At 26.7% G+C, this 24,976-nt stretch carries 26 protein-coding genes; 22 read left to right on the top strand and 4 right to left on the bottom strand.

Annotated features, from left to right (window positions below):
- Positions 1-74: 74 nt before the first annotated feature.
- From VN21_RS16655 to VN21_RS16620, 8 genes are all read left to right on the top strand, one after another.
- Positions 75-815 (top strand): MurR/RpiR family transcriptional regulator, encoded by a 741-nt coding sequence (locus VN21_RS16655; RefSeq protein WP_046824251.1) that lies wholly within the window; start codon positions 75-77, stop codon positions 813-815.
- 491 nt (positions 816-1,306) lie between these two features.
- Entirely contained in the window at positions 1,307-2,182 is an 876-nt protein-coding gene (locus tag VN21_RS16650) for a sulfite exporter TauE/SafE family protein (protein WP_046824250.1), read from the top strand.
- Between the two features lie 139 nt (positions 2,183-2,321).
- Entirely contained in the window at positions 2,322-2,798 is a 477-nt protein-coding gene (locus VN21_RS16645) for an LURP-one-related/scramblase family protein (protein ID WP_046824249.1), read from the top strand.
- Between the two features lie 83 nt (positions 2,799-2,881).
- Positions 2,882-3,595 carry a carbonic anhydrase gene (locus tag VN21_RS16640; RefSeq protein WP_052952130.1) on the top strand — a complete coding sequence of 238 codons (714 nt, stop codon included), beginning with the start codon at positions 2,882-2,884 and terminating at the stop codon, positions 3,593-3,595.
- Positions 3,596-3,722: 127 nt separating this feature from the next.
- On the top strand, positions 3,723-5,645 hold the full coding sequence (locus VN21_RS16635; protein WP_046824248.1) for an FUSC family protein: 1,923 nt from the start codon (positions 3,723-3,725) through the stop codon (positions 5,643-5,645).
- A 167-nt stretch (positions 5,646-5,812) separates the two neighbouring features.
- On the top strand, positions 5,813-7,228 hold the full coding sequence (locus VN21_RS16630) for a carbon starvation CstA family protein (RefSeq protein WP_046824247.1): 1,416 nt from the start codon (positions 5,813-5,815) through the stop codon (positions 7,226-7,228).
- 154 nt (positions 7,229-7,382) lie between these two features.
- Positions 7,383-7,847, top strand: a complete 465-nt coding sequence (locus VN21_RS16625) for a MarR family winged helix-turn-helix transcriptional regulator (RefSeq protein WP_046824246.1) — start codon at positions 7,383-7,385, stop codon at positions 7,845-7,847.
- A gap of 13 nt (positions 7,848-7,860) precedes the next feature.
- Positions 7,861-8,304 (top strand): GNAT family N-acetyltransferase, encoded by a 444-nt coding sequence (locus VN21_RS16620; protein WP_046824245.1) that lies wholly within the window; start codon positions 7,861-7,863, stop codon positions 8,302-8,304.
- Positions 8,305-8,393: 89 nt separating this feature from the next.
- Here VN21_RS16620 and pseI read toward each other — a convergent pair whose 3' ends face one another.
- Genes pseI through pseG form a run of 3 tightly spaced genes read right to left on the bottom strand, consistent with a single transcriptional unit; the run spans position 8,394 to position 11,335 of the window.
- Positions 8,394-9,434: a pseudaminic acid synthase gene (pseI, locus tag VN21_RS16615; protein WP_046824244.1), complete on the bottom strand. Its 1,041-nt coding sequence runs from the start codon at positions 9,432-9,434 to the stop codon at positions 8,394-8,396.
- 22 nt (positions 9,435-9,456) lie between these two features.
- Positions 9,457-10,311: a methionyl-tRNA formyltransferase gene (locus tag VN21_RS16610; protein WP_052952129.1), complete on the bottom strand. Its 855-nt coding sequence runs from the start codon at positions 10,309-10,311 to the stop codon at positions 9,457-9,459.
- A gap of 10 nt (positions 10,312-10,321) precedes the next feature.
- Positions 10,322-11,335, bottom strand: coding sequence for a UDP-2,4-diacetamido-2,4,6-trideoxy-beta-L-altropyranose hydrolase (pseG, locus tag VN21_RS16605; protein WP_046824243.1), 1,014 nt, complete (start codon positions 11,333-11,335; stop codon positions 10,322-10,324).
- A gap of 150 nt (positions 11,336-11,485) precedes the next feature.
- Here pseG and pseB point away from each other — a divergent pair, with 150 nt between their 5' ends.
- The 10 genes from pseB to VN21_RS19310 all read left to right on the top strand — a co-directional run bounded on the left by pseB (position 11,486) and on the right by VN21_RS19310 (position 18,608).
- Complete coding sequence (gene pseB / locus VN21_RS16600; protein ID WP_046824242.1) at positions 11,486-12,532, top strand: UDP-N-acetylglucosamine 4,6-dehydratase (inverting); 1,047 nt, start codon at positions 11,486-11,488, stop codon at positions 12,530-12,532.
- A gap of 2 nt (positions 12,533-12,534) precedes the next feature.
- On the top strand, positions 12,535-13,722 hold the full coding sequence (gene pseC / locus VN21_RS16595) for a UDP-4-amino-4,6-dideoxy-N-acetyl-beta-L-altrosamine transaminase (protein WP_046824241.1): 1,188 nt from the start codon (positions 12,535-12,537) through the stop codon (positions 13,720-13,722).
- 4 nt (positions 13,723-13,726) lie between these two features.
- On the top strand, positions 13,727-14,461 hold the full coding sequence (locus VN21_RS16590) for a cytidylyltransferase domain-containing protein (RefSeq protein WP_046824240.1): 735 nt from the start codon (positions 13,727-13,729) through the stop codon (positions 14,459-14,461).
- A gap of 20 nt (positions 14,462-14,481) precedes the next feature.
- Entirely contained in the window at positions 14,482-14,787 is a 306-nt protein-coding gene (locus VN21_RS16585) for a hypothetical protein (protein WP_046824239.1), read from the top strand.
- Positions 14,788-14,803: 16 nt separating this feature from the next.
- On the top strand, positions 14,804-15,043 hold the full coding sequence (locus tag VN21_RS16580) for a hypothetical protein (RefSeq protein WP_046824238.1): 240 nt from the start codon (positions 14,804-14,806) through the stop codon (positions 15,041-15,043).
- Between the two features lie 116 nt (positions 15,044-15,159).
- A complete protein-coding gene (locus VN21_RS16575) occupies positions 15,160-15,492 on the top strand; it encodes a peptidase associated/transthyretin-like domain-containing protein (RefSeq protein WP_046824237.1) in 333 nt (110 codons plus the stop codon).
- A gap of 63 nt (positions 15,493-15,555) precedes the next feature.
- On the top strand, positions 15,556-15,717 hold the full coding sequence (locus tag VN21_RS18785; RefSeq protein WP_161794422.1) for a hypothetical protein: 162 nt from the start codon (positions 15,556-15,558) through the stop codon (positions 15,715-15,717).
- Positions 15,718-16,017: a hypothetical protein gene (locus VN21_RS16570; RefSeq protein ID WP_046824236.1), complete on the top strand. Its 300-nt coding sequence runs from the start codon at positions 15,718-15,720 to the stop codon at positions 16,015-16,017.
- Between the two features lie 24 nt (positions 16,018-16,041).
- Positions 16,042-17,631: a motility associated factor glycosyltransferase family protein gene (locus tag VN21_RS18035; protein ID WP_052952128.1), complete on the top strand. Its 1,590-nt coding sequence runs from the start codon at positions 16,042-16,044 to the stop codon at positions 17,629-17,631.
- A gap of 212 nt (positions 17,632-17,843) precedes the next feature.
- On the top strand, positions 17,844-18,608 hold the full coding sequence (locus VN21_RS19310) for a L,D-transpeptidase family protein (RefSeq protein ID WP_161794421.1): 765 nt from the start codon (positions 17,844-17,846) through the stop codon (positions 18,606-18,608).
- A gap of 14 nt (positions 18,609-18,622) precedes the next feature.
- On the opposite strand, the gene VN21_RS18030 is transcribed toward VN21_RS19310, so the two are convergent.
- Positions 18,623-19,756 carry an AI-2E family transporter gene (locus VN21_RS18030; protein ID WP_052952127.1) on the bottom strand — a complete coding sequence of 378 codons (1,134 nt, stop codon included), beginning with the start codon at positions 19,754-19,756 and terminating at the stop codon, positions 18,623-18,625.
- A 171-nt stretch (positions 19,757-19,927) separates the two neighbouring features.
- Here VN21_RS18030 and VN21_RS16550 point away from each other — a divergent pair, with 171 nt between their 5' ends.
- The 4 genes from VN21_RS16550 to VN21_RS16535 all read left to right on the top strand — a co-directional run bounded on the left by VN21_RS16550 (position 19,928) and on the right by VN21_RS16535 (position 24,963).
- The gene (locus VN21_RS16550) at positions 19,928-20,116 is read left to right on the top strand and encodes an EscE/YscE/SsaE family type III secretion system needle protein co-chaperone (RefSeq protein ID WP_046824235.1); all 189 of its coding nucleotides are present in this window, start codon (positions 19,928-19,930) and stop codon (positions 20,114-20,116) included.
- Between the two features lie 134 nt (positions 20,117-20,250).
- A complete protein-coding gene (locus VN21_RS16545; RefSeq protein WP_226896730.1) occupies positions 20,251-22,026 on the top strand; it encodes a BglG family transcription antiterminator in 1,776 nt (591 codons plus the stop codon).
- 118 nt (positions 22,027-22,144) lie between these two features.
- Positions 22,145-23,062, top strand: a complete 918-nt coding sequence (pfkB, locus tag VN21_RS16540) for a 1-phosphofructokinase (protein ID WP_046824233.1) — start codon at positions 22,145-22,147, stop codon at positions 23,060-23,062.
- Positions 23,063-23,067: 5 nt separating this feature from the next.
- Entirely contained in the window at positions 23,068-24,963 is a 1,896-nt protein-coding gene (locus VN21_RS16535; protein ID WP_046824232.1) for a PTS fructose transporter subunit IIABC, read from the top strand.
- The last annotated feature ends 13 nt before the right edge of the window (positions 24,964-24,976 follow it).

The raw sequence follows: 24,976 nt of genomic DNA, 5'->3' as shown, positions 1-24,976 counted from the left end.
ATAGACAAGAATAAATAATATGGTAAAATGGTATAACAAGAACAAGAGAATAAATACTATTTTAGGTGATTATTATGAACTTAGTAGAGAGAATAAATGAATATGGAAATAGTCTAAGTAGCACTGAAAAGTATTGTTTAGACAATATAATAAGTAGTGATAGTATCGTTAAAGTAACTATACAGCAACTAGCTGATAATTTAAATGTATCAACTACAACTATTTTTAGAATGGTAAAAAAGTTAAAATATAAGTCATTTAATGATTTCAAGGATGATCTTTTATTAAATAAAACACTAACCCTTGAAAATTCATCTATTCCTGATGAAGATGATGAAATAATAAATAACTTAAGTAGGCAATATTTACAAACTTTGCAACTAATGAAAAGTGTAGATTTTGAACCAATAGTAAAAAGTATAAAAGAAGCTAAAAATGTTTTGATATGTGCTATGGGAATGACTCACTATATAGCTAGAGTTTTAGAAATTAAGACAAAGTTAAATGGCATAAATTCAAGACATTTTAGTGATCCTTGGTTTATGAAACTAGAAGTAAACTCAATGAATGAAGATGATATGGTTGTAATATTGTCAAAGACAGGAGAAACTAAAGAACTCGTTGAAGTCGCTAATATTGCGAGAGTAAATAAGTGTAAAATTTTATTTATAGGTGAAGTTGGAAAATCAACTATAAAAGATATGTCTGATTATTTTATACCAGTTGCAAATACAGAAAATATAGGTTTAGATTTAGATACAAGATTGCAAATACATGTTGCAGCTAATTATTTTATGAAAAAAATATATAAATAATAATAATCCCTATGTCGGAAAACATGACATAGGGATTTATAATCGGAAGTTAATAACATAAATAAAAAAAGGTGTATACCACTGTGGTATACACCTTTTTTGTGTTGTGAAAGACGCGTCTAAAAAATGACAATAGTCTGAAAATTGACATTATGAAAATTAAATCTAAAAAGCAAGTAAAATAGCCATTAATAGAATGTTTTCTTTTGATTGTCCATAAAAAAGCGTCTAATTGTTGACTTTTTGACAAGTTTAGAATAAATTACACAAAATTTAGGAATAAATAAAAGTAAACGCAAATATATATAAAATACCAAAGATTTGAAAGATTTCAACGATTTAAAATTTAATTGTTAATAAAAGAACAAGTGGCACAATAATTGCTTTTTTTAAAGGAATAAGGCTTTTACAGGGGGTGAAAGTTAAAATGAGCCGACTCACGAATGTGATGACTAAGGGGAAAAAACAAGTATATATTAGGGGGTTCAACTATGATTAACGTAATAAGAGTTTTACTAGGAGTGTTTACAGCTTTATTTGGGTTTTCATATTTCAAGGATATAGCAAAAGCAAAATCAGAAAATAACTTTGAAGATGTATCTACAGGTAAATCATTAGCAACAGGTTTTGTAACAGACTTTTTTGATACGCTGGGAATAGGGTCTTTTGCCCCAACGGTTGCAATGTTTAATGCCTTAAAGATGAATATATCAGATAGATTAATACCTGGGACATTAAATGTATGTCACACTATACCAGTTGTTTTGGAAGCATTTATATTTACAACTGTTATAAAAGTAGATCCAGTAACTTTAATATGTTTAATAGGAGCTGCTGTAGTAGGTTCATACCTTGGAGCTGGTGTTATAGCTAAGATGGATGAACGTAAGATACAAATTATAATGGGAATTGCATTAGCAATAACTGCACTTTTAATGTTATTAGCTCAATTAGGATTAATGCCTGGAGGCGGAACTGCTACAGGGTTAAGTGGAGCAAAATTAGTTATAGGAATAATAGGTAATTTTATATTAGGAGCATTAATGACTGCAGGTGTTGGATTATATTCTCCATGTATGGCTATGGTTTATTTCTTAGGAATGTCACCAGACGTTGCCTTCCCTATAATGATGGGATCTTGTGCAATGTTAATGCCAGTTGCAAGTACTAAGTTTATAAAAGAAGGAGCTTATGCTAAGAAAACCTCATTCTTTATAACAATAGGTGGAGTTGTAGGAGTATTTATAGCTGCATTTATAGTTAAGAGTATGCCAATTGATATATTAAAATGGGTAGTTATAGTAGTTATAACTTACACGTCTATATCAATGTTAAGAAAAGCATTCAAATCTGAAGTAACAGAGTAATTTAATACAATAAAAAAGGAAGTGATTTTTATCACTTCCTTTTTTATTATATTAAAATTTATTAAAAATATCATTATGAATACAAGTAAACTATATAATAAATAATATATACAAATACCAAATGTAAAGGGGAATAATAATGAAATATTATATGAAATCGAAGTTGTTTAAAATTAAAGAAGATTTCTGGATACAAAATGAAGAAAATGAAGAAGTGTTCTTTGTAGACAATAAATTATTTGCAGTGGGTCTTCAATTTGATCTTATTAAAGATGAAAAAACATTATATTCTGTTAAAGAGACTGTCATATCTTTATTAGCTAAATATCAAGTAAAAGAAGGCAATGAAGTTGTAGCGGAAGTAAATAAAAAGCCTTCGTTTATGAGAGATAGTATAAAGATAGAAAGTAAATATGGGGATTTAAATGTAACAGGGGATATAATTGATCACAATTATGAAATATATAAAGGAAGTGAGAAAATAGCTAGAATTCATAAAGAAGTTTTTACTTTTACAGATAGTTATAATGTAGAAACTGATTTTGAAGATGAAGCATTTGTTTTAACTTTAGCAGTTATAGTTGATGATATAATTGATAAACAGAGAAGTAAGTAGTTTTAAATTAAACATTTTTTCGCATCAATATATATTTTTAGGAAACAATAAGTTTGGAAAAATAATATTTATAGGTGATATATATGAAAGAAAAAAAAGAATTATTGTTAGCAATTTTTATACTTGCAGCATTATTTTGCGTAAAGACATTTGTTGAAGAGATGGAAAAAACGAGTTTAAGTAATGAGAATCAAAATATTATTCAAACTTATAGTGATACAAAGGAAGATCCTTTAAGTAGATTGAAAAAAGGAAATGAAATATATTTAGATGCTACATACAATAAAAATATAATTGATAAAGATATAAGAAAAAAACTTAATGAAGAAGGCCAAAATCCTTACGCTGTTATTTTAACTTGTTCTGATTCAAGGGTAGTTCCTGAAAATATATTTTACACAGGGTTAGGAGAACTATTTGTGGTTAGGGTAGCTGGAAATGTAATTGATGATACTATATTAGGAAGCATTGAATATGCTATAAGCAAGTTAGATGTACCTTTAGTTGTAGTTATGGGTCATGATAATTGTGGAGCTGTAAAAGGAGCATCTGAAAAAAATATAAATGGGAAGTTAGAAACTATAGTTAAAAAAATTAAACCAAGTTATGAAAAAGCAAAATTGCAAGGTGGTTCACAAGAAGAAATTTATAATAATGCAGTTAAGTTTAATACTGAGAACTCCATGAACTTAATTAAAGAAAATGAAATTGTTAAAAAATATATTGATGAGAAAAAAGTTAAAGTAACTGGAGCAAATTACGATATGGAAACGGGTTTAGTTAAATGGTTAGACTAATTTTATAATTCTAAAAATTTAAACTTAAAGGGAGTAATATAAAATTACTCCTTTTGTGTTTTCAAAGTATATAAGTAGTGGTATATTATTCTATAGAAAATTTTAGAAACATCAAAGGAGATTTATTATGGAGAAGAAAAAAATCTTATCTACTACCATAATGTTTGTAGTTATAGTAGCAGCAATTGTGGGTTTTAAAAGTGTTTTTGGAGATGAAAATACATTGGTTGGAGTAGCAGGAATTACAGCAGCTTTATCATTACTAGGAACAGACTATACTATAAACCCAATAAGAAATACAGTGTATTTTGTATGTTTAGAGGTTGTATTAGGTATAGGAGCTTTTCTAGCTGCAAATAATTCACTTTTAGCATTAATTATAACTTTTATATTAATATTTACTGTTTTATATAATTTTACATATAATACTAAAAAGCCTACTTACGTGGCCTTTACATTAGGATATTTATTTATGCTATACAGTCCTGTTGACATAAAAGAGTTACCAACTAGAGTAGGAGCTCTTGTATTTTGTGGATTAGCAATAATGGCAATTCAAATGCTAGCTAATAAAAATAAACTTAAAACACAATCTAAAAAAACAATAAAGAGTTCTATAGAGTACATAAGTGAGGAAATAAACTGTATATTAGAAAACAAAAACTTAGATTTTGTAAATGAGTTAAACAAAAAAACATACATAGGAATAAGAGACTTAGTATCTGATATGTATAAAAGAATAGATAAAGATATAAACTTACCTATTGAAATTATACAAAGTTTATTTATAAGTAGATTTTTAGAAAGTATTAATTTAACAGTTGGTAAAATTAAAGATGATAGAAATAATAATGAAGGTTATTTTAAAACATTAAATGAAGTAAAGAACTTATTAGTAGAAATTGATAATTTTACAAATGAAAATTTAAGCATAGACGAATTAATAAACAAACTAAGTGAATATGTTAAAGATACAGATAAAATAGAACCAAATTATTATTTAATATATGAACTTAAAGATGCAGCAGATTTATTAAGTTATGATTTAAAAGACTCTAGGGATAAAAAAATAGATAAAATTAAGGAAAATTATTTTGTAACGGATTTATTAGATAGAGTAAATGATTTAAAAAATAATATGAGCAAAGATTCTCTTAAGTTTACTTTTGCATTGAGAGGAGCTATTGTTACAAGTATAGGTGTTTTTATAGTTAGTATTTTCAATCTTGAATATGGAAAATGGTTAGTATTTAGTTTATCAGCTATAGTTCAACCTTATCTTGAAGCTAGTAAGGTAAAAGGTAAGGATAGACTTGTAGGTACTGTAATAGGATTGGTAATTTTTGAAATTTTATTTTACTTAATAAAAGAAGATTCAGCTAGAGTACTAGTCATACTTGCAGTTGGATATATTAGTAACTTCCAAACTAAATACAAAGATCAAATGATATGTACAACAATATCTGCATTAGGTGCAGCAGCTATGACGAGTAGTTTAGAGATGATATCTATAAATAGACTAGTATTTGTTGTTATAGGTACTTTAATTGCATTATATGCAAATAAAGTTATATTACCTTATAAAATGAGAGATATAACTAAAAAAGATATTGAAAAATCTATAATGATAAATGAAAAAGTACTTTCAAAATTATATGAACTAGGTAGATTAGAATTAAAAATAGATGAGGATGTAAAAGAGATGCTATTTGTTAACAACTTAATAAATAAAAAAATAGATACAAACAACTTAACACTTTTATCAAATAGTATTGATGACTTTTTATACAATCAACGAATGTTTATGAATGACATTAGATTTTTAGTAAATAACTTTAGAAGATTTAGTAAAAATAATACAGGTGTAATGGATCTAGTTTATGACGTAGATAAGCTAATGCATAGAGAAAATTCTAAAGAGGATATAATTAAGTGTTTTAACAAAAGAGCGGATAAGTTTAGTCAATTAGTTTTAGTAGATGTTTTAGAATTAAAAGAGAATATAATAAATTCTAAGAAACTATCTAAACAAATTTCAAGTGAATTATAATGGTATTTATTCATGAAATGCATTTCATTACATAAAAAATGCATTTCATGAATAGAAAATAACGTTTAACTCATCAATCGACAAATTAAAACAGAAGGCATATATAATAATGTTAAGAAAAAAATTCTTAACATTATTTTTTTACTTTTAGGGAAGGAGCGATTGATGTGATAAGTTTTTTAGGATCAATAGCGTTACTTATAATTGGGTATTATACTTATGGTAAATTTGTAGAAAGAACGTTTGGCATTGATGATAGCATCAAAACGCCAGCAACTACACTTGAAGATGGTGTAGATTACATTCCAATGAAATGGAGAAAAATATTTCTTATACAATTCTTAAATATAGCGGGACTTGGACCTATATTTGGAGCAATACAAGGTGCTTTATTTGGACCAGCGGCATTTTTATGGATAGTATTTGGAACAATATTTGCAGGAGGAGTTCACGACTTCCTATCTGGGTATTTATCAATGAAAAATAAAGGTGATTCAGCTTCTGAACTGGTTGGAAAATACTTAGGAAATTCAACTAAAAACTTAATGAGAGTATTTACAGTGTTGCTTTTAATATTAGTTGGTACTGTATTTATGACAGGACCAGCAGCACTTTTAACAACATTGACATCAATAGATACTAAAATATGGGTTGTTATAATAGTATTATACTATATAGCTGCCACTGTTTTACCAGTAGATGCAGTTATAGGAAAGATATATCCACTATTTGGAGCAGCACTTTTAATAATGGCTGTTGGAGTTGCAGGAGGGTTAATATTTAAGGGATATGATATACCAAATATAGCACTTCACAATTTACATCCACAAGGACAACCATTATTCCCATTCTTATTTATAACAATAGCATGTGGAGCAATATCTGGATTCCATGCAACACAATCTCCTATGATGGCAAGATGTGTTGAAAAAGAAAGTGAAGCTAGAAGAGTATTCTATGGTTCAATGGTTGCAGAAGGTATAATAGCTTTAATATGGGCAGCAGCAGCTATGACATTCTTTGGAGGAGTTCCTCAATTAGATGCTATATTATCTCAAGGTGGACCAGCTACAGTTGTAAATGTTATATCAAACACTTTAATGGGACCAATAGGAGGACTTCTTGCAGTATTAGGAGTTGTAGTTTGTCCTATAACTAGTGGAGATACAGCATTTAGAAGTGCAAGACTTACAATAGCAGATGCAATGAAGATAGATCAAAGTAGTATAAAAAATAGATTTATGATATCTATACCATTATTTGTAATAGGTATAGCACTTACTTTCATAGATTTCAACATAATATGGAGATATTTCTCTTGGGCTAACCAAACATTAGCCATGATAATGTTATGGACAGGATCAGCATACTTAGCAAAACATAATAAAAATCATTTTATAAGTACTATACCTGCTATATTCATGACAGCTGTAACATTTGCATATATAATGCAAGCACCAGAAGGATTTAGATTACACGCTGGAGTATCTAATGCAATAGGTATTGGAGTTGCTATAGTATTCACTATATTATTTGCTAGAAAAGTTAAAAAATTAAGAAATGAAAATAAAGAATTAGCATAGGCATTAAGTTAGTATTTCATATATATATATATAAAATAAAGGTAGAATCTTTAAAAGGTTCTACCTTTATTTATGTATAAATACTTGAAAGTTCAAGTATCTTATGGTAAATTGAAAATAGGTGAAAGTTCAAGTACTTAAAAGGAGGAATTAAATGAGTTATTTAATTCTTAGAGAAATAGGTAAGATTGCAAGATGTTTACAAACAATAAGTGATGTAGAGTTTAGAGAAGTAGGACTAGAAAAAGGACAGTATTTGTTTCTAGTAAGAATATGTGAAAATCCAGGTATTAATCAAGAAGAATTATCTAACTTATTAAATGTAGATAGAACAACAACGGCAAAGGCTATTAAAAAATTAGTTGAAAAAGATTATGTGATTAAAAGACATAATGAAAAAGATAAAAGAGCTTATGAGTTATATCCATCAGAAAAAGCTAGTCAAATACATTTAATTTTAAAAAGTGAAGAGGAATTATCTACAGAGAATTCATTAAATGGGTTTAGTGAAGAAGAAGTAGATATCCTATTTACTTTATTAGAAAGAATGAGAAAGAATATAGAAAAAGATTGGGAGTATATAAAAAAAGGAAATAAAAGAGACTATACAAACAAGTAGAGGAGGCAGTTATATGGAATGGAAATTAAAAAAATATGAGGAATTAACTGTAGATGAATTGTATGAGATATTAAGTGCTAGAATAGAAGTATTTGTAGTAGAACAAAAGTGTCCATATCAAGATGTAGATTTTAAAGATAAAAACTCATATCATTTATTTGCTAAAGAAAATGGAAATATCACAGCTTATGTAAGAATTTTAGAAAAAGGAATTTCCTTTGAAGAAGTCTCTATCGGTAGAGTATTAACAAGTAAAGAATATAGAGGTAAGGGTCTAGCAAAAGAAATTATGTTAAAAGCTATAGAGTATATAGAAAATGAGTTAAATGAAACTGAAATAAAAATATCAGCTCAAGCGTATTTAATAGAGTTTTATAAGAGCTTAGGATTTAAAGAGGTATCGGATATATATTTAGAAGATGATATCCCTCATCTTGATATGTTATATAGAAAGTAAATTATTTAAGGATATATATAAATTTAAAACCTTTTCTAGATTCAGAAATGAAATTTATATATATCCTTATTATTTTGCTATTCAATATTTTATTCTAAGTCATTATGACTTAAAGGAGTACCTCTTTTAATATCTTTATTTACTTTTTTACCTAGAATATCATAGTAGTATTTAGGGTGCATACCGTAACCAGGTCTTATAGATCTTAAGTTATCTTCTTTTAGTATTTCACCTTTTTTTATATCCTTAACTACAAATAAAGACCTAGAAAACTTAATATGTTTTTTTAAGTCATCTTCATTATTGTATGAAATTTTTCCTATGCATTTTTCAACTTTTCTTATAGATTCAACCATTTGCTTAAATTGGTTTTTATCCAGCGAAAATGAAGAATCAGGACCACCGATATTTTTATCTATTATAAAGTGTTTTTCTATTATTTTAGCACCAAGAGCAACAGCTGTTATAGGAACCTCTATATCAACACTATGATCAGACAATCCAACTATTGTATTAAAAGTATTTTTCATATCACTCATAGTATTTAAGTTAGCGTCTTCTAATTTTGCTGGATAAGATGATGTACATTTTAGCAAAGCAATATTTGTATTATTCATTTTTTTACATGAATTTAAAGCTTCATAGATATCATTTTTAGTAGCCACTCCAGTTGATAATATAATAGGTTTATTTTTAGATGAGATGTATTCTATAAGTGGGATGTCTTTAATTTCAAAAGAAGCTACTTTATATGCTGGAACATTTAAAGACTCTAAAAGATCTACTGATGATTTATCAAATGGAGTTGAAAATAATGTTATACCTATTTTATTTGCATAATCAAAAAGTTCTTCTTGCCATTCCCAAGGAGTGTATGCGCTTTGATACAATTTATATAATGTAGTCCCATCCCATATGCTACCTTGATTTAATCTAAAGTAATCATTATTACAATCAATGGTTAACGTGTCAGGTGTGTATGTTTGAATTTTAACGGCATTAGCTCCACATTCTTTTAAAGCTTTGATGCTTTGCTTTGCTATATTTATATCACCACCATGATTTGCTGATAGTTCACCTATTATGTAGCAAGGTGAATCATTAGATATTTTAAAATTATCTATAATCATAAATACACATCCTTAAGATTTATTATTCAAATTCATAATCTGTTGCAATTAATATTGCATCTTTTAGTTTTATAAATAAATTGGAGTTATTAAAGACAACTGTTCCTATATCTAAACTTTCATACTGAGGTAAAGTATTATAATCTAAGTTAGCTCTCCAAATAATTATTTTTTTATTATTATGATATAAAAATGCTCCAGGATATGGTTTTGAAATTGCTTTTATGAAATTCATGATGTCTTTTGAAGGCTTTGAAAAGTCAATTTTACCATCGTCTTTAGTTCTTTTATTTACATAAAATCCTTTTGATAAATCTGGCTTTATTAAATTTAAGTTGTTACTTTCTAAATGTCTGATAGAGTTTAATACTATTTTAGGGTAAATATTTTTAACTTTATTTAATAAATCAGATATATAGTAATCTTCATCTATTTTTATTTTTTCTTGTAAGATTATATCTCCTGTGTCTATACCTTCATCTATAAAATGAACTGTAACTCCACTGTATTCTTCACCGTTAATCATAGCCCAGTTTAAAGGGGCACGCCCTCTATACTTAGGTAGTAAAGATGCGTGTGTATTTATACAACCTATAGTTGGTAAATTTATAATATCTTTTTTTAGTATTTGATCAAAATTAACACAAACTATTAAGTCCAAGTTTAAAGATTTTATTTTGTTTAAAAAATTTTGGTCATTGATATTTTTTTCTTCATAAAGGTTTAAATTAAATTTATCTGCAACTTCATCAACTCCACGATACCAATCATTATCATTTTTAGATACAACTACACCAACTACATTTACATTATTATTAATTAAATGTTCTAGTGTTTTTGCACCTAACTCATGTCCACCCATAAACAATATGTTCATAAAAAACTCCTTATTTAAATAATTTTTTTATTTCGTGCACTACATTTTTTACTCCAGCTTTACATACTACACCTTTACAGTTATCGCTTATACTTTTCCTAAATTCATAGTTGTTTGCTAGTTTAGTAAAGATTTCATTAAATTTGTGCTCAGTGAGTTCATCAAACCAACCTCCATAAACACAAGTATTAATATTTGATAACTCCTTACATATAAGTTCTTGATTGTCAGCTTGTATGATTAATATTGAAGGAATTGAAAGCGATAAAAGCTCATAAGCGGTGCTACCTGAAGCTGATATAGCTATATCATTTTTAATCATTATAGATTTCATATTATTTGGATTAAATATTAAGTTTATATTAGATTTGTAACTTGCTAAAGATTTAAGTTTATTTAGATTATTAAATTTTTCATTTACAACTACATTGAAATTCATATCATTAAACTCATCTAGATATTTTAAAATGGTATAAGTATAGTTATTTACATCAGTTCCACCCATAGTAATTAAAACATTTTTACAGGTTTTATTTATTGATATATAATCATTTTCTTGAAATTCTTTTCTAAATAAACAATAGTTACATCCAAGCAAATACTTTGTTTCACTATTAAATTTATAGTTTAGATTGTGAGCATATATATTGTAGTTAATAACTATGTCACTTATATAATCATATAAGTTAGTATCATCTATTGATACTAAATATTTAACTATATTTTTGATTTCTTTAAAATAATAATCATTTAGATTATAAGAATCTGTTATTAATAAATCTATGTTTAAATCTTTAATTATTTTTTTAGTTTCTTTTATTTCTAAATTTAAATCTTTAGTTATTAAAGGTTTAAATTCAAGGTTATGTTTATTTAAAAAATCTATTATATAAGTATCATCATCAATTAAGAATAAAACTTTAAAGTTATTAAAAGTTAGTTCTTGAGCTAAGGATATACATCTTGCAACATGGCCTAATCCTTGATTTTTATTTCCACCAGCTCGAATAGCTACATAGTTCAAATAAATCACCTCTATAAGTTAATATATTGAGAACTATTTTTTCATATGATTAATAGTATAAATGTTAAAAGAAATTTTATTTATTTGAACACTAAAATTGTTTGTAGGCATATTGTAAAACATAGTTAAATTTGCTTTAAGGAGGAGTTTATGTTAGAAAATAAAAGTATTTTAGTTACTGGGGGAACAGGTTCTTTCGGAAAAAAATTCGTAGAAAGAGTTTTAATTAACTATGATATAAAAAAAATAATTATATATTCAAGAGATGAGTACAAACAAGATGTACTTAAAAAATATCTACTTAATAAATACCCAGAGCAAATTTCAAAAGTAAGATTTTTTATTGGGGATGTGAGAGATAAAGATAGGGTAAAAAGAGCCACAAAAGATGTTGATTATATAGTCCATGCAGCTGCTATGAAGCAAGTTCCATCATGTGAATACAATCCTTTTGAAGCAATAAAAACTAATATATATGGGGCTCAAAATATAATAGATGCAGCAATTGATAATAATGTGCGTAAAGTCATTGCATTATCAACAGATAAAGCGGTCAATCCAATAAATTTATATGGAGGAACTAAATTAGTTTCAGATAAACTTTTTATATCAGCAAATGCATATTCAGGTCAATGTAGGACCAGATTTTCGGTTGTAAGATATGGTAATGTAGCAGGAAGTAGGGGATCAATAATACCATTTTTTAAAAATATAATAGAGCAAAATGAAAAAGAAATTCCTATAACTGATGAAAGAATGACAAGATTTTTTATATCTTTAGAAGAAGGTGTTGATTTAGTTTTAAAAGCTTTAAAAGAAAGTAAAGGTGGAGAAACATATATATCTAAGATACCTTCGTTTAAGGTTACAGATATTGCTAGAGCTATGCTTGATAATTGTGAATTTAAAATTATAGGTATTAGAGAGGGAGAGAAGCTTCATGAAGTAATGATAACTAAGGATGATTCTAGAAATACATATGAATATGATAAACACTATATAATATATCCTAATTTTGAGTGGTGGAATCTAGAAAAACACTTTACACCAGGAGGAAAGTTAATAGAGGACGGATTTGAATATAATTCAGGAAATAATGTTGATTGGTTAAGTACAGATGAATTAAGAGAAAAACTAAATGATTTAAATCTATACACAAAAGATGAATTTGAAAAATTTAACCATAAGGAGGAGTAATAATGATTGCAATTAACGGTGGAGAACCTACTAGAAAAAAATATCTTCAATATGGAAGACAATATATAGATGATGAAGATATTATGAGCGTTATACAAGCTTTAAAAAGCGATTTTTTAACAACAGGACCATTAGTTGAAGAATTTGAAAGAAAGTTTGCAGATTATGTAGGTGCAAAATATGCAGTAGCTGTATCCAATGGAACCGCAGCACTTCACATTGCTTGTCTAGCTGCAGGGTTACAAAAAGGTGATGAGGGAATAACCACCCCAATTACCTTTGCGGCATCATCAAATTGTATGATTTACTGTGGAGCAAAACCAGTTTTTTGTGATATAAATTTAGATAATTATAATATAGATGATAATAAAATAAAATCATATATAAATGAGAACACAAAAGTTATATTACCTGTAGATTTTACAGGTCAGTGTTGTAATATAGGAAAAATAATGGAGATTGCTAAAGAAAATAATTTAATTGTAATTCAAGATGCATCACATTCTTTAGGAACCAAATATCTAGATAAACAAATAGGTTCAATCGCAGATATGACAACGTTTAGTTTGCATCCTGTAAAGACTATCACATCAGGAGAAGGTGGAGTAGTAACTACTAACTCATTGGCTTTATATGAAAAGTTAAAGTTATATAAAACACATGGAATAACAAAAAGCAAAGTAAATTTGAGAAATAAGGAACATCCAGAGTGGTACTATGAACAAATTTATTTAGGATATAACTATAGAATTACAGATTTACAAAGTGCATTGGGAATTAGCCAATTAAATAAAATTGAAAAATTTATAACAAAAAGAAAACTATTAGTAAATACTTATAATGAATTATTAAAAGATATAGATGGAATTATACTTCAAAAAGAAGAAGATTATAGTGACACAAGTAGGCACTTATACATTATACGATTAGATTTGAATAAATTTAAGGCTACTCGAGATGATATATACAATGCGTTAATAGCTGAAAATATAGGTGTAAATATTCACTATATACCTGTTTATAAACACCCTTATTACAAAGAAATAGGATATGAAGATATAATATGTGAAAATGCTGAGACATTTTATAATTCTAGCATAACACTACCATTACATGTAAATATGGATGAAAGTGATATAAAGGATGTAGTAAATGCATTAAATAGTGTATTGGATTATTATAAGAGGTGAAAACATGAATATTGTTGCTATAGTTCAAGCAAGACTTGGATCAACCAGATTTCCTGGGAAAGTTATGAAAAAAATATGTGAAAAGACAGTAGTAGAACATGTTTATGAAAGACTTAAGTTAAGTAAATATTTAAATGATATAGTAATAGCAACTACTGATAAAAATGAAGATAAAAAAATAATAGATTTATGTAAAAAATTAGGAATTAATTACTTTGTAGGTAGTGAGGATGATGTTTTAAGTAGGTACTACAATTGTGCTAAAGAATACAATATAGATGTGGTTGTTAGAATTACCTCAGATTGTCCTCTTATAGATAGTAAAGTTTTAGATGAAATGCTAAATTTTTATACTAACAATGACTATGAGTTGGTAACGAATGCAGGAGAAGAAATTTATAGAACTTACCCAAGGGGATTAGATATAGAAATATTTTCTTTTAATTTACTTAAGACAACATATCTAAATGCAAATCAAAATTATGAAAAAGAACATGTAACTCCATATATGTATGAAAATGGATTTAACATATATCATTATAAAAACAATAAAAATTATTCTAAGTATAGATTAACATTAGATACAAAAGAGGATTTTGAATTAATAAATAAAATTTATTGTGAACTTTATAATAATAATCATGATTTTTTCTTGAATGATATTATAGAGGTTTTAGAAAGTAATCCAAAATTAGAATTAATTAACAAATCTATTAAACAAAAAGAGTTAAAAGAATAAAATTAAAAGATGGTGATGTTATGAGTAAAGCATATCAAACTATAAATGTACAAATGGATGGTAAAAAATTAGCAAAGTGTAAGAATGCAAATATGAGTTTTAAATTTAAGGAAAGTGATAGGTTTTTGGTTAAAGGACATGTAGAAACAGCTGAAGGAAGATGCCTTAAAAATGCAGGAGTTGAGGTAATTAGAACCAATCTTAGAAATAAAGAGCAAGATATACTAGGGGTTGTATTTACTGATGAAAATGGAGACTATAGTGCTTCATTACAAGTTTATAAATGCTATGGATATGTATTTAAGGTATACTCTCCTGTGAATTAAGCTAGGGAGTGACAATATGAAAAGAAAGTTTGTAAGAAATTTAATTAAGGGATATGTTAAGTATAGTGATTGGGAGATTGTATATAATGCTGTAGTTATTATATATATAAGATATCAAGATGAATGTAACAAATGGATAAAAGAAGAAGTTGGATATACAGTAACAAATGAATTTGGCGAATTTTGCTTTGCGCTAACTCAGTATAATTATAAAAATTTAGAATATATAATAGAAGTTTTCGAGCCATTAAATTAAATGTATACGTATATTAAAGTATCAAATTAAAACTGCTAGTCATATATATATTAGAGAGATTCAGGTCTCTTTATAAAAGGTAGACTAAAAAATATATTAGAGGAGTGCAATTATATATGGCGCAAACAACGACTTATAGACCAGGTACAAAGAAAATGACAGCAGCATCAACATTATCAAATAATGGAAAGTCAGCACAAATTTCAACGCTTACTTTAGCTAACTGGGATAGATTTATAGCATTTAATAAATTAGTAAATCCTAGTGGAACTCCATTGGTTGATGCAGGTGTAAGAATTTACCAACTAGCATCAACAGGAATAAGTTTATTGTCTAGTAACTTAATCGCTACAGTGTTTACAGATGCACAAGGTGAATATGGGATATCTTTAGAAACATTAACATCACCAGAAGTTTATGCATTTGAAGCATTTACAGCAGGAAACTAATAATTAAAAATAAGCTAAGGCATTTAGCCTTAGCTTTAAATTAAAATCTAGGAGGATTATATAATGAGTGGGAAAATAATAATAGATGGAAAAGAATATAATAAATTAGACATAATTAAGATAAAAGTTGATGATGAAGAAAAAGATAAAAATCAAATAACAGCAGAGGACACAAATGGGAAAGAAAGCATACAAATAAAAATAGTAGTTGATGACAAAAAATAAATGGAAAGTTTAAGTTCCTCTAAAGTTGTTATAAACAATAATTGCATAATTAGCAATGAAATCATAAATTTAAATATATTCTTGAAAAAGAATCATTATAATCTTATAGAAGGAACTGTATATAGCTCAGATAAACATATTATAAAAAATGCGTGTATAGAAATAATTGAAATAGACAAACGAACACTCGAAGAAGTTTTATTAGGATATTGTTTTACTAATGAATATGGGAGATATGGATATACATTAAATATAAAAGAGAATTGTCATTATGTATTTAATGTTTATAGTCCTCTATAAGACTAATTAAAAGCGGGGGTAGTTTTGAAGAGTGAACAATTAGAGTTAAAAGAAAATTTAAAAGATATAAGATTTGACGAGACTATTATAATGTTTGGATTTAATAAAGGTGAGTATTTAGAATGTTTAAAAGAATCCATTTGTGAAAAAAATAAGGTCTATATAATCGAACCAAATGATAAAGCATATGAACAATATAAAGATAAAATAAATGATAAAAATATTAGTTTAATATCTATAAATGATGAAAACTTAGATTTTATATTAAGTGAAATAATAAATAGTAAAAATTTTTTAAATTTTAATGTTCAAATATGTGAAAATTATGATGTTTTGTATGAAGAGGAATGGATTAAATTAAAGATATTGATAGATAATTTATATGATAAATATAGTGTTTATTTATCCACAATGGAAACATTTAAAAAAATAACGTTAGAAAATATATTATCAAATCTAAATGAAATAAATTATTCATATAAATTTGATTCATACATTAATGTAAATAAAAATGTTCCGTGTATCATAGTTTCAGCAGGACCTTCTTTAGATAAAAATTTAGAAGTGATGGTTAAAAATAAAGATAAGCTAGATAAGTTTTTTATAATAGCTGGAAATAGAACATTAAAACCATTATTAGAAAATGACATAGAGCCAGATGTTGTTGTATCAGTAGATCCTCAGGATATAACGTATGATATGGTGAAATATGGTTTTTACGCAAAGGTACCTTTGATATACTGTGAAAAAAGTAATTGTAAGTTAGTTAGAGAATATGCAGGTAAAAAAATAGTTGTGTCACAAGGAGCATTAAATAGTATAGAAAATTTAAAAGACATGATAGTATGTATGAGTGGAGGATCTGTAGCACATACTTGTACGGATATTGCATTTTTATTAGGATGTAATCCTATAATTTTTGTAGGCCAAGATTTTGCATATACAAATGAAAAAAGTCATGCATTAGTTGCAAAGAATAAAATAGATAATGATTTCAATAAAGAAGAATGTATAATCATAAAAGATATAAATGGAGACGATATTTATAGTTGTGACATACTAAATTTATATAAAGAAAATTTAGAGAATATGTTAAAACTATATACTCAATTAAACAAAGACATAGAATTTAAAAATGCATCCTATGGAGCTAATATAGATTATGCTAAACATGAGGAATTAAGTAACATATTAAACTATAATTATAAAGAGAAGAAAGCAAATATAGCGGATATTGGAGAAAATATAAATATAAATACTGAAGATATAGTATTTTCTATAAAGAATTATTTAAATGAAACAAAAAACAATATTAAAAAATCAAAAGAAATATGCAAAAATATATTAAAACATCCTACTAAAGATAATATAATGCAATTTGCATTAGTTTTAAAGTGTATAGATGATTTTATGAAAAATGAAAACAACATATATATGGAAAATTATATATCAAGTTTTTTAGTATATATAAAAGAGAAACTATTTAATATTAAATCTAGTGAATACGATAAATTGTCAAAAGATATAATGTATCAATGTAAAGTTTTTAGAGAGTATATGAATGACTTAGATTTACTTTTAAGTGAAATATCAGAAGTTGTAGAACAATTTTAAATAACTTAAGAATCAGTATAAGTTTGTTGTAATATAAAATTTATACTGATTTTTTATATGCATATAACCAAAATAAAGATAGTTTAACAATAATTACGAAAATGATATATTTTTTAACACACCATTACAAAGTAAATTTTATATGATATATAGGGAGAAAAAACTTAAAGGAAGTGAGTGTCATAAAAAAATTTGTATCTTTTATGGTGTGTATGTTTATGGTATTTGGAAACACTGCCTATGTAGCTGCTAATACCTATAAATCCAATGAAAAAAATGCTAAGTATGTGATAGCTCAAAATACAATTAATAAGATGAAGGTAAATGCCAGCTCATTAAATATAAGAAGTGGGCCAGGTACAAACTATAAAAAAATAGGAAGCTTAAAAAGAAAAGTTATCATTGATACGATAGATAAATGTGGAATTTGGTACAAGATAAAGTATAAAAATAGTTATGGGTGGTGCAGTGGAGATTTTTTACTACAAGTAAATAGTACAAATAATAATAAATCAAATAGTAATCAAAATCTATCAAAGGAAGATTTTATAATAATAAAAACATCTAATAATACTATGGCGTATTATAAAGATGGTGTTTTAGTTAAAGAATTTAATGTGGCTACAGGAAAAAAGTCAACTCCTACACCAAAAGGAAAATTTAAGATAGTAAATAAAATTGTAAACAGACCTTATTATAAATATAATATAAGAGGTGGAGATCCTAGAAATCCTTTAGGAAATAGATGGTTAGGACTTCAAGTAGGTAGTACTTATGGAACTACTTATGCTATACACGGAAATAATAATGAAAGTAGTATAGGTAAGAGTGTATCAGCTGGATGTGTTAGAATGCATAATAATGATATACAATGGCTGTTTGATCAAGTTCCAAAGCAAACTACAGTTATAATAAGTAATTCAAGTCAAAGTTATAATCAAATTGGGGCATCTTACAATATTAATTTACAAAAATAGACTAGAGTTAAACTCTAGTCTGTTTTTGTAAATTTTTTATAATTTTTTTTATTATCCATATATCTATTAATGTAAATTATGATTACCCCCATTATAGGAACTGACAACATCATTCCGATAAAACCTGTATAATTACCAGCAAGAGTAACTGCTAATATTGTAAGAACAGGTGGTACTCCAACTTGTTTTCCTACAAAGTGAGGTTCTAATATAGCGCTTTCTAATTGTTGAACAATTACCATTACAACTAACACTAAAATTGCTTTGTTAAATGAGAAAAATAAGTTTATAAAAACAGCAACTACAGTACCTATAATTGGTCCAAAGAATGGGATCATATTTGTTACACCAATTATTATTCCAACAAATACTGGATACTGAGATTTTAATAATAGTAAAATTACAGTACAAAACGTTCCATATATCAAAGAGTCTATAAACTTAGCAATTATATAAGAACCTATGTTTTTATCAAGTATTTTTCCGAATTCTTTTGCTTTTAAATAAAATTTACCAAATAAACATTCGCATAGGTCATTAACTATTTGAATTGTTTTTTCTTTAGAGATTAAGAAGTAAATAGAAATAACAATTCCTAAGAATATATTTACTGTATAAGTTACAACTAACCCTATTAGTTCTAGTAATGTCTGACTAAGAACTCCTGCAATTGATGTAACAGTAGGTATCACAGAACTTGTAATAAATTCCTTTATTTGTAATGTTGATTCAGGATTTTTAGTACTTATTTTAAATGTTGAAAGTATAGAATTAATTAAATCTTCTATTTCATTTATATTGTGAGGCATAAATGAATATAAATCAGTTATATTTTTTTGTATAATAGGAACAACATATAACCATATAAATACTAAGCAAGCTAATAGAATTCCATAGATTATAGTAACACTAATACCTCTATTAAGCTTAAACTTGTTTTGTAAATAACTCATAGGTTTATTAAGTATATAGGCAATTAAAAAACCTATTACAAATGGAGTTAAAACTCCTGATATTATTGTAATATTAGTACTTACAAATGACATTATGTGATCAAAGTTTTTGTAAAGAATAACTCCTATGAAAAATATTATAATAGGAATTATATACCGTATAGAATTTGAAGCTTCATCAATTAATTTTTTCATGCATCCTCCTACAAATTAATTTTTATAAGTTAATATTTATGTAGTATAACATTTTTAAAAAAATTTTAAAACTATAAAGCTTAAAGTTTATATAGTAGGAAAGAATAATAATAGATATATTGACCATAATAGGTATTGTAGTACAAATAAATTACATAAGGAGGAATAAAAATGAAAAAAAATGCTAAAGAACAATTACAATGTGCTTGTAATCAATTACAATCTGCAAAAGATGAATTAAATCAAGCTATGAGCACTGTTGAGAAACAACAAAATAAACAAGAGTTACAAAACACTTTAAGTGCTGTTGAAAGTGCTATGTCTGTAGCAAATACTGCTGTACAAAATTATAGAGATTAATAAAATATCAAAATGTAAATTAAAAAGTGTAGATTTTATTTTAAAATCTACACTTTTTAATTTATTGAAAGCTAAGTGTTGTTTATAGTAAAATTAAGAAGTAATATAAACAATTATGATAAGGGTTGATGATATTGAAGAGCACTTTAAATAAAAGGCAGAGTAAAATTATTAATATATTAAAAAACAGCAAACAACCTATAAGTAGTAAGGCACTAGCGGAGGATATAGGTTGTTCAACAAAGACAATTCAATTAGAAGTAAAAAATATAAACTCTATAATGGATAATATAAAAATAGAATCATCAAGAGGAGTAGGATATAACTTAGTTGGAGATATAAGTAGCATAAAAAATATAAAAGATGAATCTATAAGAGATGATTTTGATAGAATTGGCTACATACTTAAAAAAATAATTTTATTATATAATAGAGATACATTAAAAATAGAAAATTTGGCGGATGAAATGTATGTTAGTCTATCAACTATAAAAAATGACTTAAAAGAAGTTAAAAAAATACTCAAAACGTATAATCTAATAATAATATCAAAGCATAAATTAGGAATTAGCATTGATGGAGATAAAAATAATTTGATTAGATGTATAATAGAAATCAGCTTAAAGTACGAAGATATACATATTGAAGATTTTTTTATTGAATTTGTAAGTTTAAATATTATATCAATCCGAAATGAAATTTTAAATAAACTTGAAAATGAAAGTATTATTTTTACTGATTATGAGTTTAATAATATTTTTAATTACATACTTTTATATTTATCTTTAGAAAAGCAAATGGATTATAACGATTATATAGATAAATACATAAATCATTACAAAGAGCAGGTAAAAAATAAAAATAATGAAAGTACGAAAAACAAGGTGCTAGATTCTATAGATAAGTTTATTAGAAACTTAAAACTTGCAACTTCTATTGATTTGAGTGCTGATGAAGTTTTCAAGGATTATCTATGTAAACATATAATTAGTTTTTGTATAAAAAATGATTTAAACATAAACAATCAAAGCATTATATCTAATGATATTAAAATTAAGTATCCATTTGCATTTGAACTAGCTACTATAGCTAAAACTACATTAGAAGAAGATTTAAACATAGAGATAGATGAAAGTGAAGTAGCAAATATAGCTATTCATATTGGAGGGGCACTTCAAAGAAGCTCAAGTAATGAAAATCATAAAGTTTTAAAAACTATAATAGTATGTGCATCAGGTATAGGAACATCAATGCTTATAAAGGCTAAGTTAGAAGCGAAATTTGAAAAAAGACTTGAAGTTTTAAAAGTGATTCCATCATATTTAATACATTATGTAGGTATTATGGATGTAGATTTTATAATAGCTACAGTTCCTGTAGAAGTTAAAAATATTCCAGTGATTAAAATATCACCTTTTTTAGATGATAAAGAGGTAAATATAATTGAAAAGTTCTTAGATACTGGAAATATATATTATAATGTTAATTTATCAGATATATTTAGCCAGGACTTATTTTTTATAGATTTAGACTTTGACAACAAGTATGATGTAATAAGTTATATGTCAGATAAGCTATTAGAAAACAATTATATAGATGAAGAAATGAAAAATTCTTATATAGAAAGAGAAAAAATTGCTACTACTGAAATCGGAAATATGGTAGCTATACCTCATGGAGCTCATGGCAAAGTTTTTAAAAATGCTATAGCTATAGGTATTTTAAAAAGTAGTATGAATTGGGAAGTTGGACAAGTAAGACTTGTTGTAATGCTATCTCTTCAAAAAGAAAGCATATTAAACTATGAAGACTTATTTTCAAATATATATAAAAGAATAGATTCTATTGCCAAGGTAATAAGTATATGTGAATCTAAGAGATATGAAAAGTTTATATCAATGTTTAAATAAAACTAAATATATTTATTTCGACAAATTTCTCTTTTGATTAAGAGAAATTTTTTGTCTTTTAGGAAAATGTATTCAAGGTTATCATAAGTATATAAGATAACACTAGCGAGGTGATAATATGATTTACACAGTAACACTTAATCCATCTATAGATTATGTAATAAAATTAGATGATTTAAAAACAGGAGCAGTAAATAGAACAAATGAAGAAAATATATACCCAGGCGGTAAAGGTATAAATGTATCTTTAATATTAAATGAGCTTGGATATAACAATAAAGCATTAGGATTTGTAAGCGGATTTACAGGAGCATATATAAAAGATACTTTAAGATACAAAGGTTTAGAAGAAGATTTTATAAATTTAGAAAATGGATTTACAAGAATAAATGTAAAAGTAAAAAGTAGTAATGAAACAGAAATAAATGGACAAGGCCCAATAATTAATGATATGGATTTAAATGAATTATATACAAAGCTAGACAAGCTTAAGGAAAACGATGTATTAATTTTAGCAGGAAGTATACCAAACACATTAGATTCTTCTCTTTATGAAAATATAATGAAGAGATTAGAAAATAAAAATATAAGAATTGTAGTAGATGCAACAAAAGATTTATTGATGAATGTTTTAAAACATAAGCCATTTTTAATAAAACCAAATAATCATGAACTAGAAGAATTATTTAATGTTAGACTAGAAAATATTGATGACATAATAGTTTATGCAAATAAGTTAAAAGAAATGGGTGCTAAAAATGTATTAGTATCTATGGGAAAAGATGGTGCACTTTTAATTAGTGAAAATGGAGAGATTTTTGTAAGTAATGTTGCAAATGGAGAAGTTAAAAATTCTGTAGGAGCAGGAGATTCTATGGTAGCAGGGTTTATTGCGGGATATTTAGAATCAAATTCTTATGAAAAAGCACTACAATTAGGAGCAGCTAGTGGAGGTGCAACAGCATTTTCAAATGATTTAGCAAATAAAGATTATATATACAAATTAATAGATGAAATCAGAGTTGAAAGGAGATAAATTTTATGAGAATAGTCGATTTAATAGACAAAAGATCTATAAGTCTTGCTTTAAAAGCAAAGGATAAAAAAGATGCAATAGATAAGTTAGTAAATTTAGTAAATAACAGTGGAAATTTAAATGATAGATTAGAGTATAAAGATGCTATAATAGCTCGTGAAAATCAAAGTACAACAGGCATTGGAGAAGGAATAGCTATACCACATGCTAAAACGAAAGCAGTTAAAAATGCATGTTTAGCAGCAGGAGTTTGTAAAAATGGTGTAGACTACGAATCTTTTGACGGAAGTTTGTCCCATTTATTCTTCATGATAGCAGCTCCAGAAGGTGCAAATAATACTCACTTAGAGGTATTATCTAGATTATCTACGATACTTATGGATGAAGAATTTAGGTCAAAGTTAATAAATGCACAAAATGAAGATGAGTTTTTAAATTTAATAGATTATAAAGAAAAAGAAAAATTTCCAGAAGAAGAAAAAGAAGAAGTTTTAGAACAGAAAGATGTCGAAAATTCAAAATATCCTCAAATTTTGGCAGTTACAGCATGTCCAACAGGTATAGCTCATACTTTTATGGCAGCAGAAAGTTTAAACAAGCAAGCTGAAAAGATGGGCGTTAGTATAAAAGTAGAAACTAACGGATCATCAGGAGCTAAGAATATTTTAACTAAAGAAGAAATTGAAAATGCAAATGCTATAATAGTTGCAGCTGACAAAAAAGTCGATATGGCAAGGTTTAATGGTAAAAAAGTTATAATAACTAAAGTTGCTAATGGAATTCATAAAGCAGAGGAATTAATAACTAAAGCTGTAAATGGAGATGCTCCTATATATAATCATGGAGGAAATATAGAATCGTCAGAAGAGAAAGAGGATGAAACTGCATTTAGAAAAGTGTATAAGCACTTAATGAATGGAGTATCTAATATGTTACCGTTTGTTGTAAGTGGTGGTATATTAATTGCATTGGCATTCTTATTAGATAATTATTCTATAAATCCAGCAAACTTTGGCTCAAATACACCAATTGCTGCATTCTTTAAATCTATAGGAGATGTTGCCTTTGGATTTATGTTACCTGTACTTGCAGGATATATAGCGTATAGTATAGCTGATAGACCAGCGTTAGTTGTAGGTTTTGTTGGTGGAGCGCTTGCAAATGCAGGTGGGTCAGGATTCTTAGGAGCATTACTTGCAGGATTTTTAGCAGGATATTTAGTTCTTGGACTTAAAAAATTATTTAGTGTATTACCAGATTCATTAGATGGTATAAAACCTATACTACTATATCCACTATTTGGAACACTTTTAATGGGGATTATAATGACTTTTGTAATAATACCTCCAGTTGCAGCATTAAATGCTGGTATAACTAATTTCTTAAATGGACTTGGAACAAGTTCAAAGTTAGTTCTTGGATTAGTATTAGGTGGAATGATGGCTATAGATATGGGTGGACCTATAAACAAGGCAGCTTATGTGTTTGGGGTAGCATCACTTCAATCAGGTCAATATGAGATAATGGCAGCGGTTATGGCAGGAGGAATGGTACCACCATTATCAATAGCTCTTGCTACAACTTTCTTTAAAAATAGATTTACAAAAGAGCAACAAGAATCAGGAAAAGTTAATTATGTAATGGGATTATCATTTATAACAGAAGGTGCTATACCATTTGCAGCGGCAGATCCTTTAAAAGTTATACCAGCTTGTATTTTAGGATCAGCTACAGCAGGAGCTCTTAGTATGATGTTTAATGCAACACTTAGAGCACCTCATGGAGGAATATTCGTAGTTCCGGTTGTAGGTAATCCTATAGCTTACTTAGGAGCTATAGTAGCAGGATCTTTAGTAGGTATGTTTGCACTAGCAGCATTAAAAAAACCTATAGAAAATTAGTATAAATTAGAAT

Origin of the sequence: Paraclostridium benzoelyticum (assembly GCF_001006285.1) — a bacterium.
GTDB lineage: Bacteria > Bacillota > Clostridia > Peptostreptococcales > Peptostreptococcaceae > Paraclostridium > Paraclostridium benzoelyticum.
The sequence above is the reverse complement of the archived record's forward strand: the minus strand, read 5'-3'. Positions and strand labels throughout refer to the sequence as shown.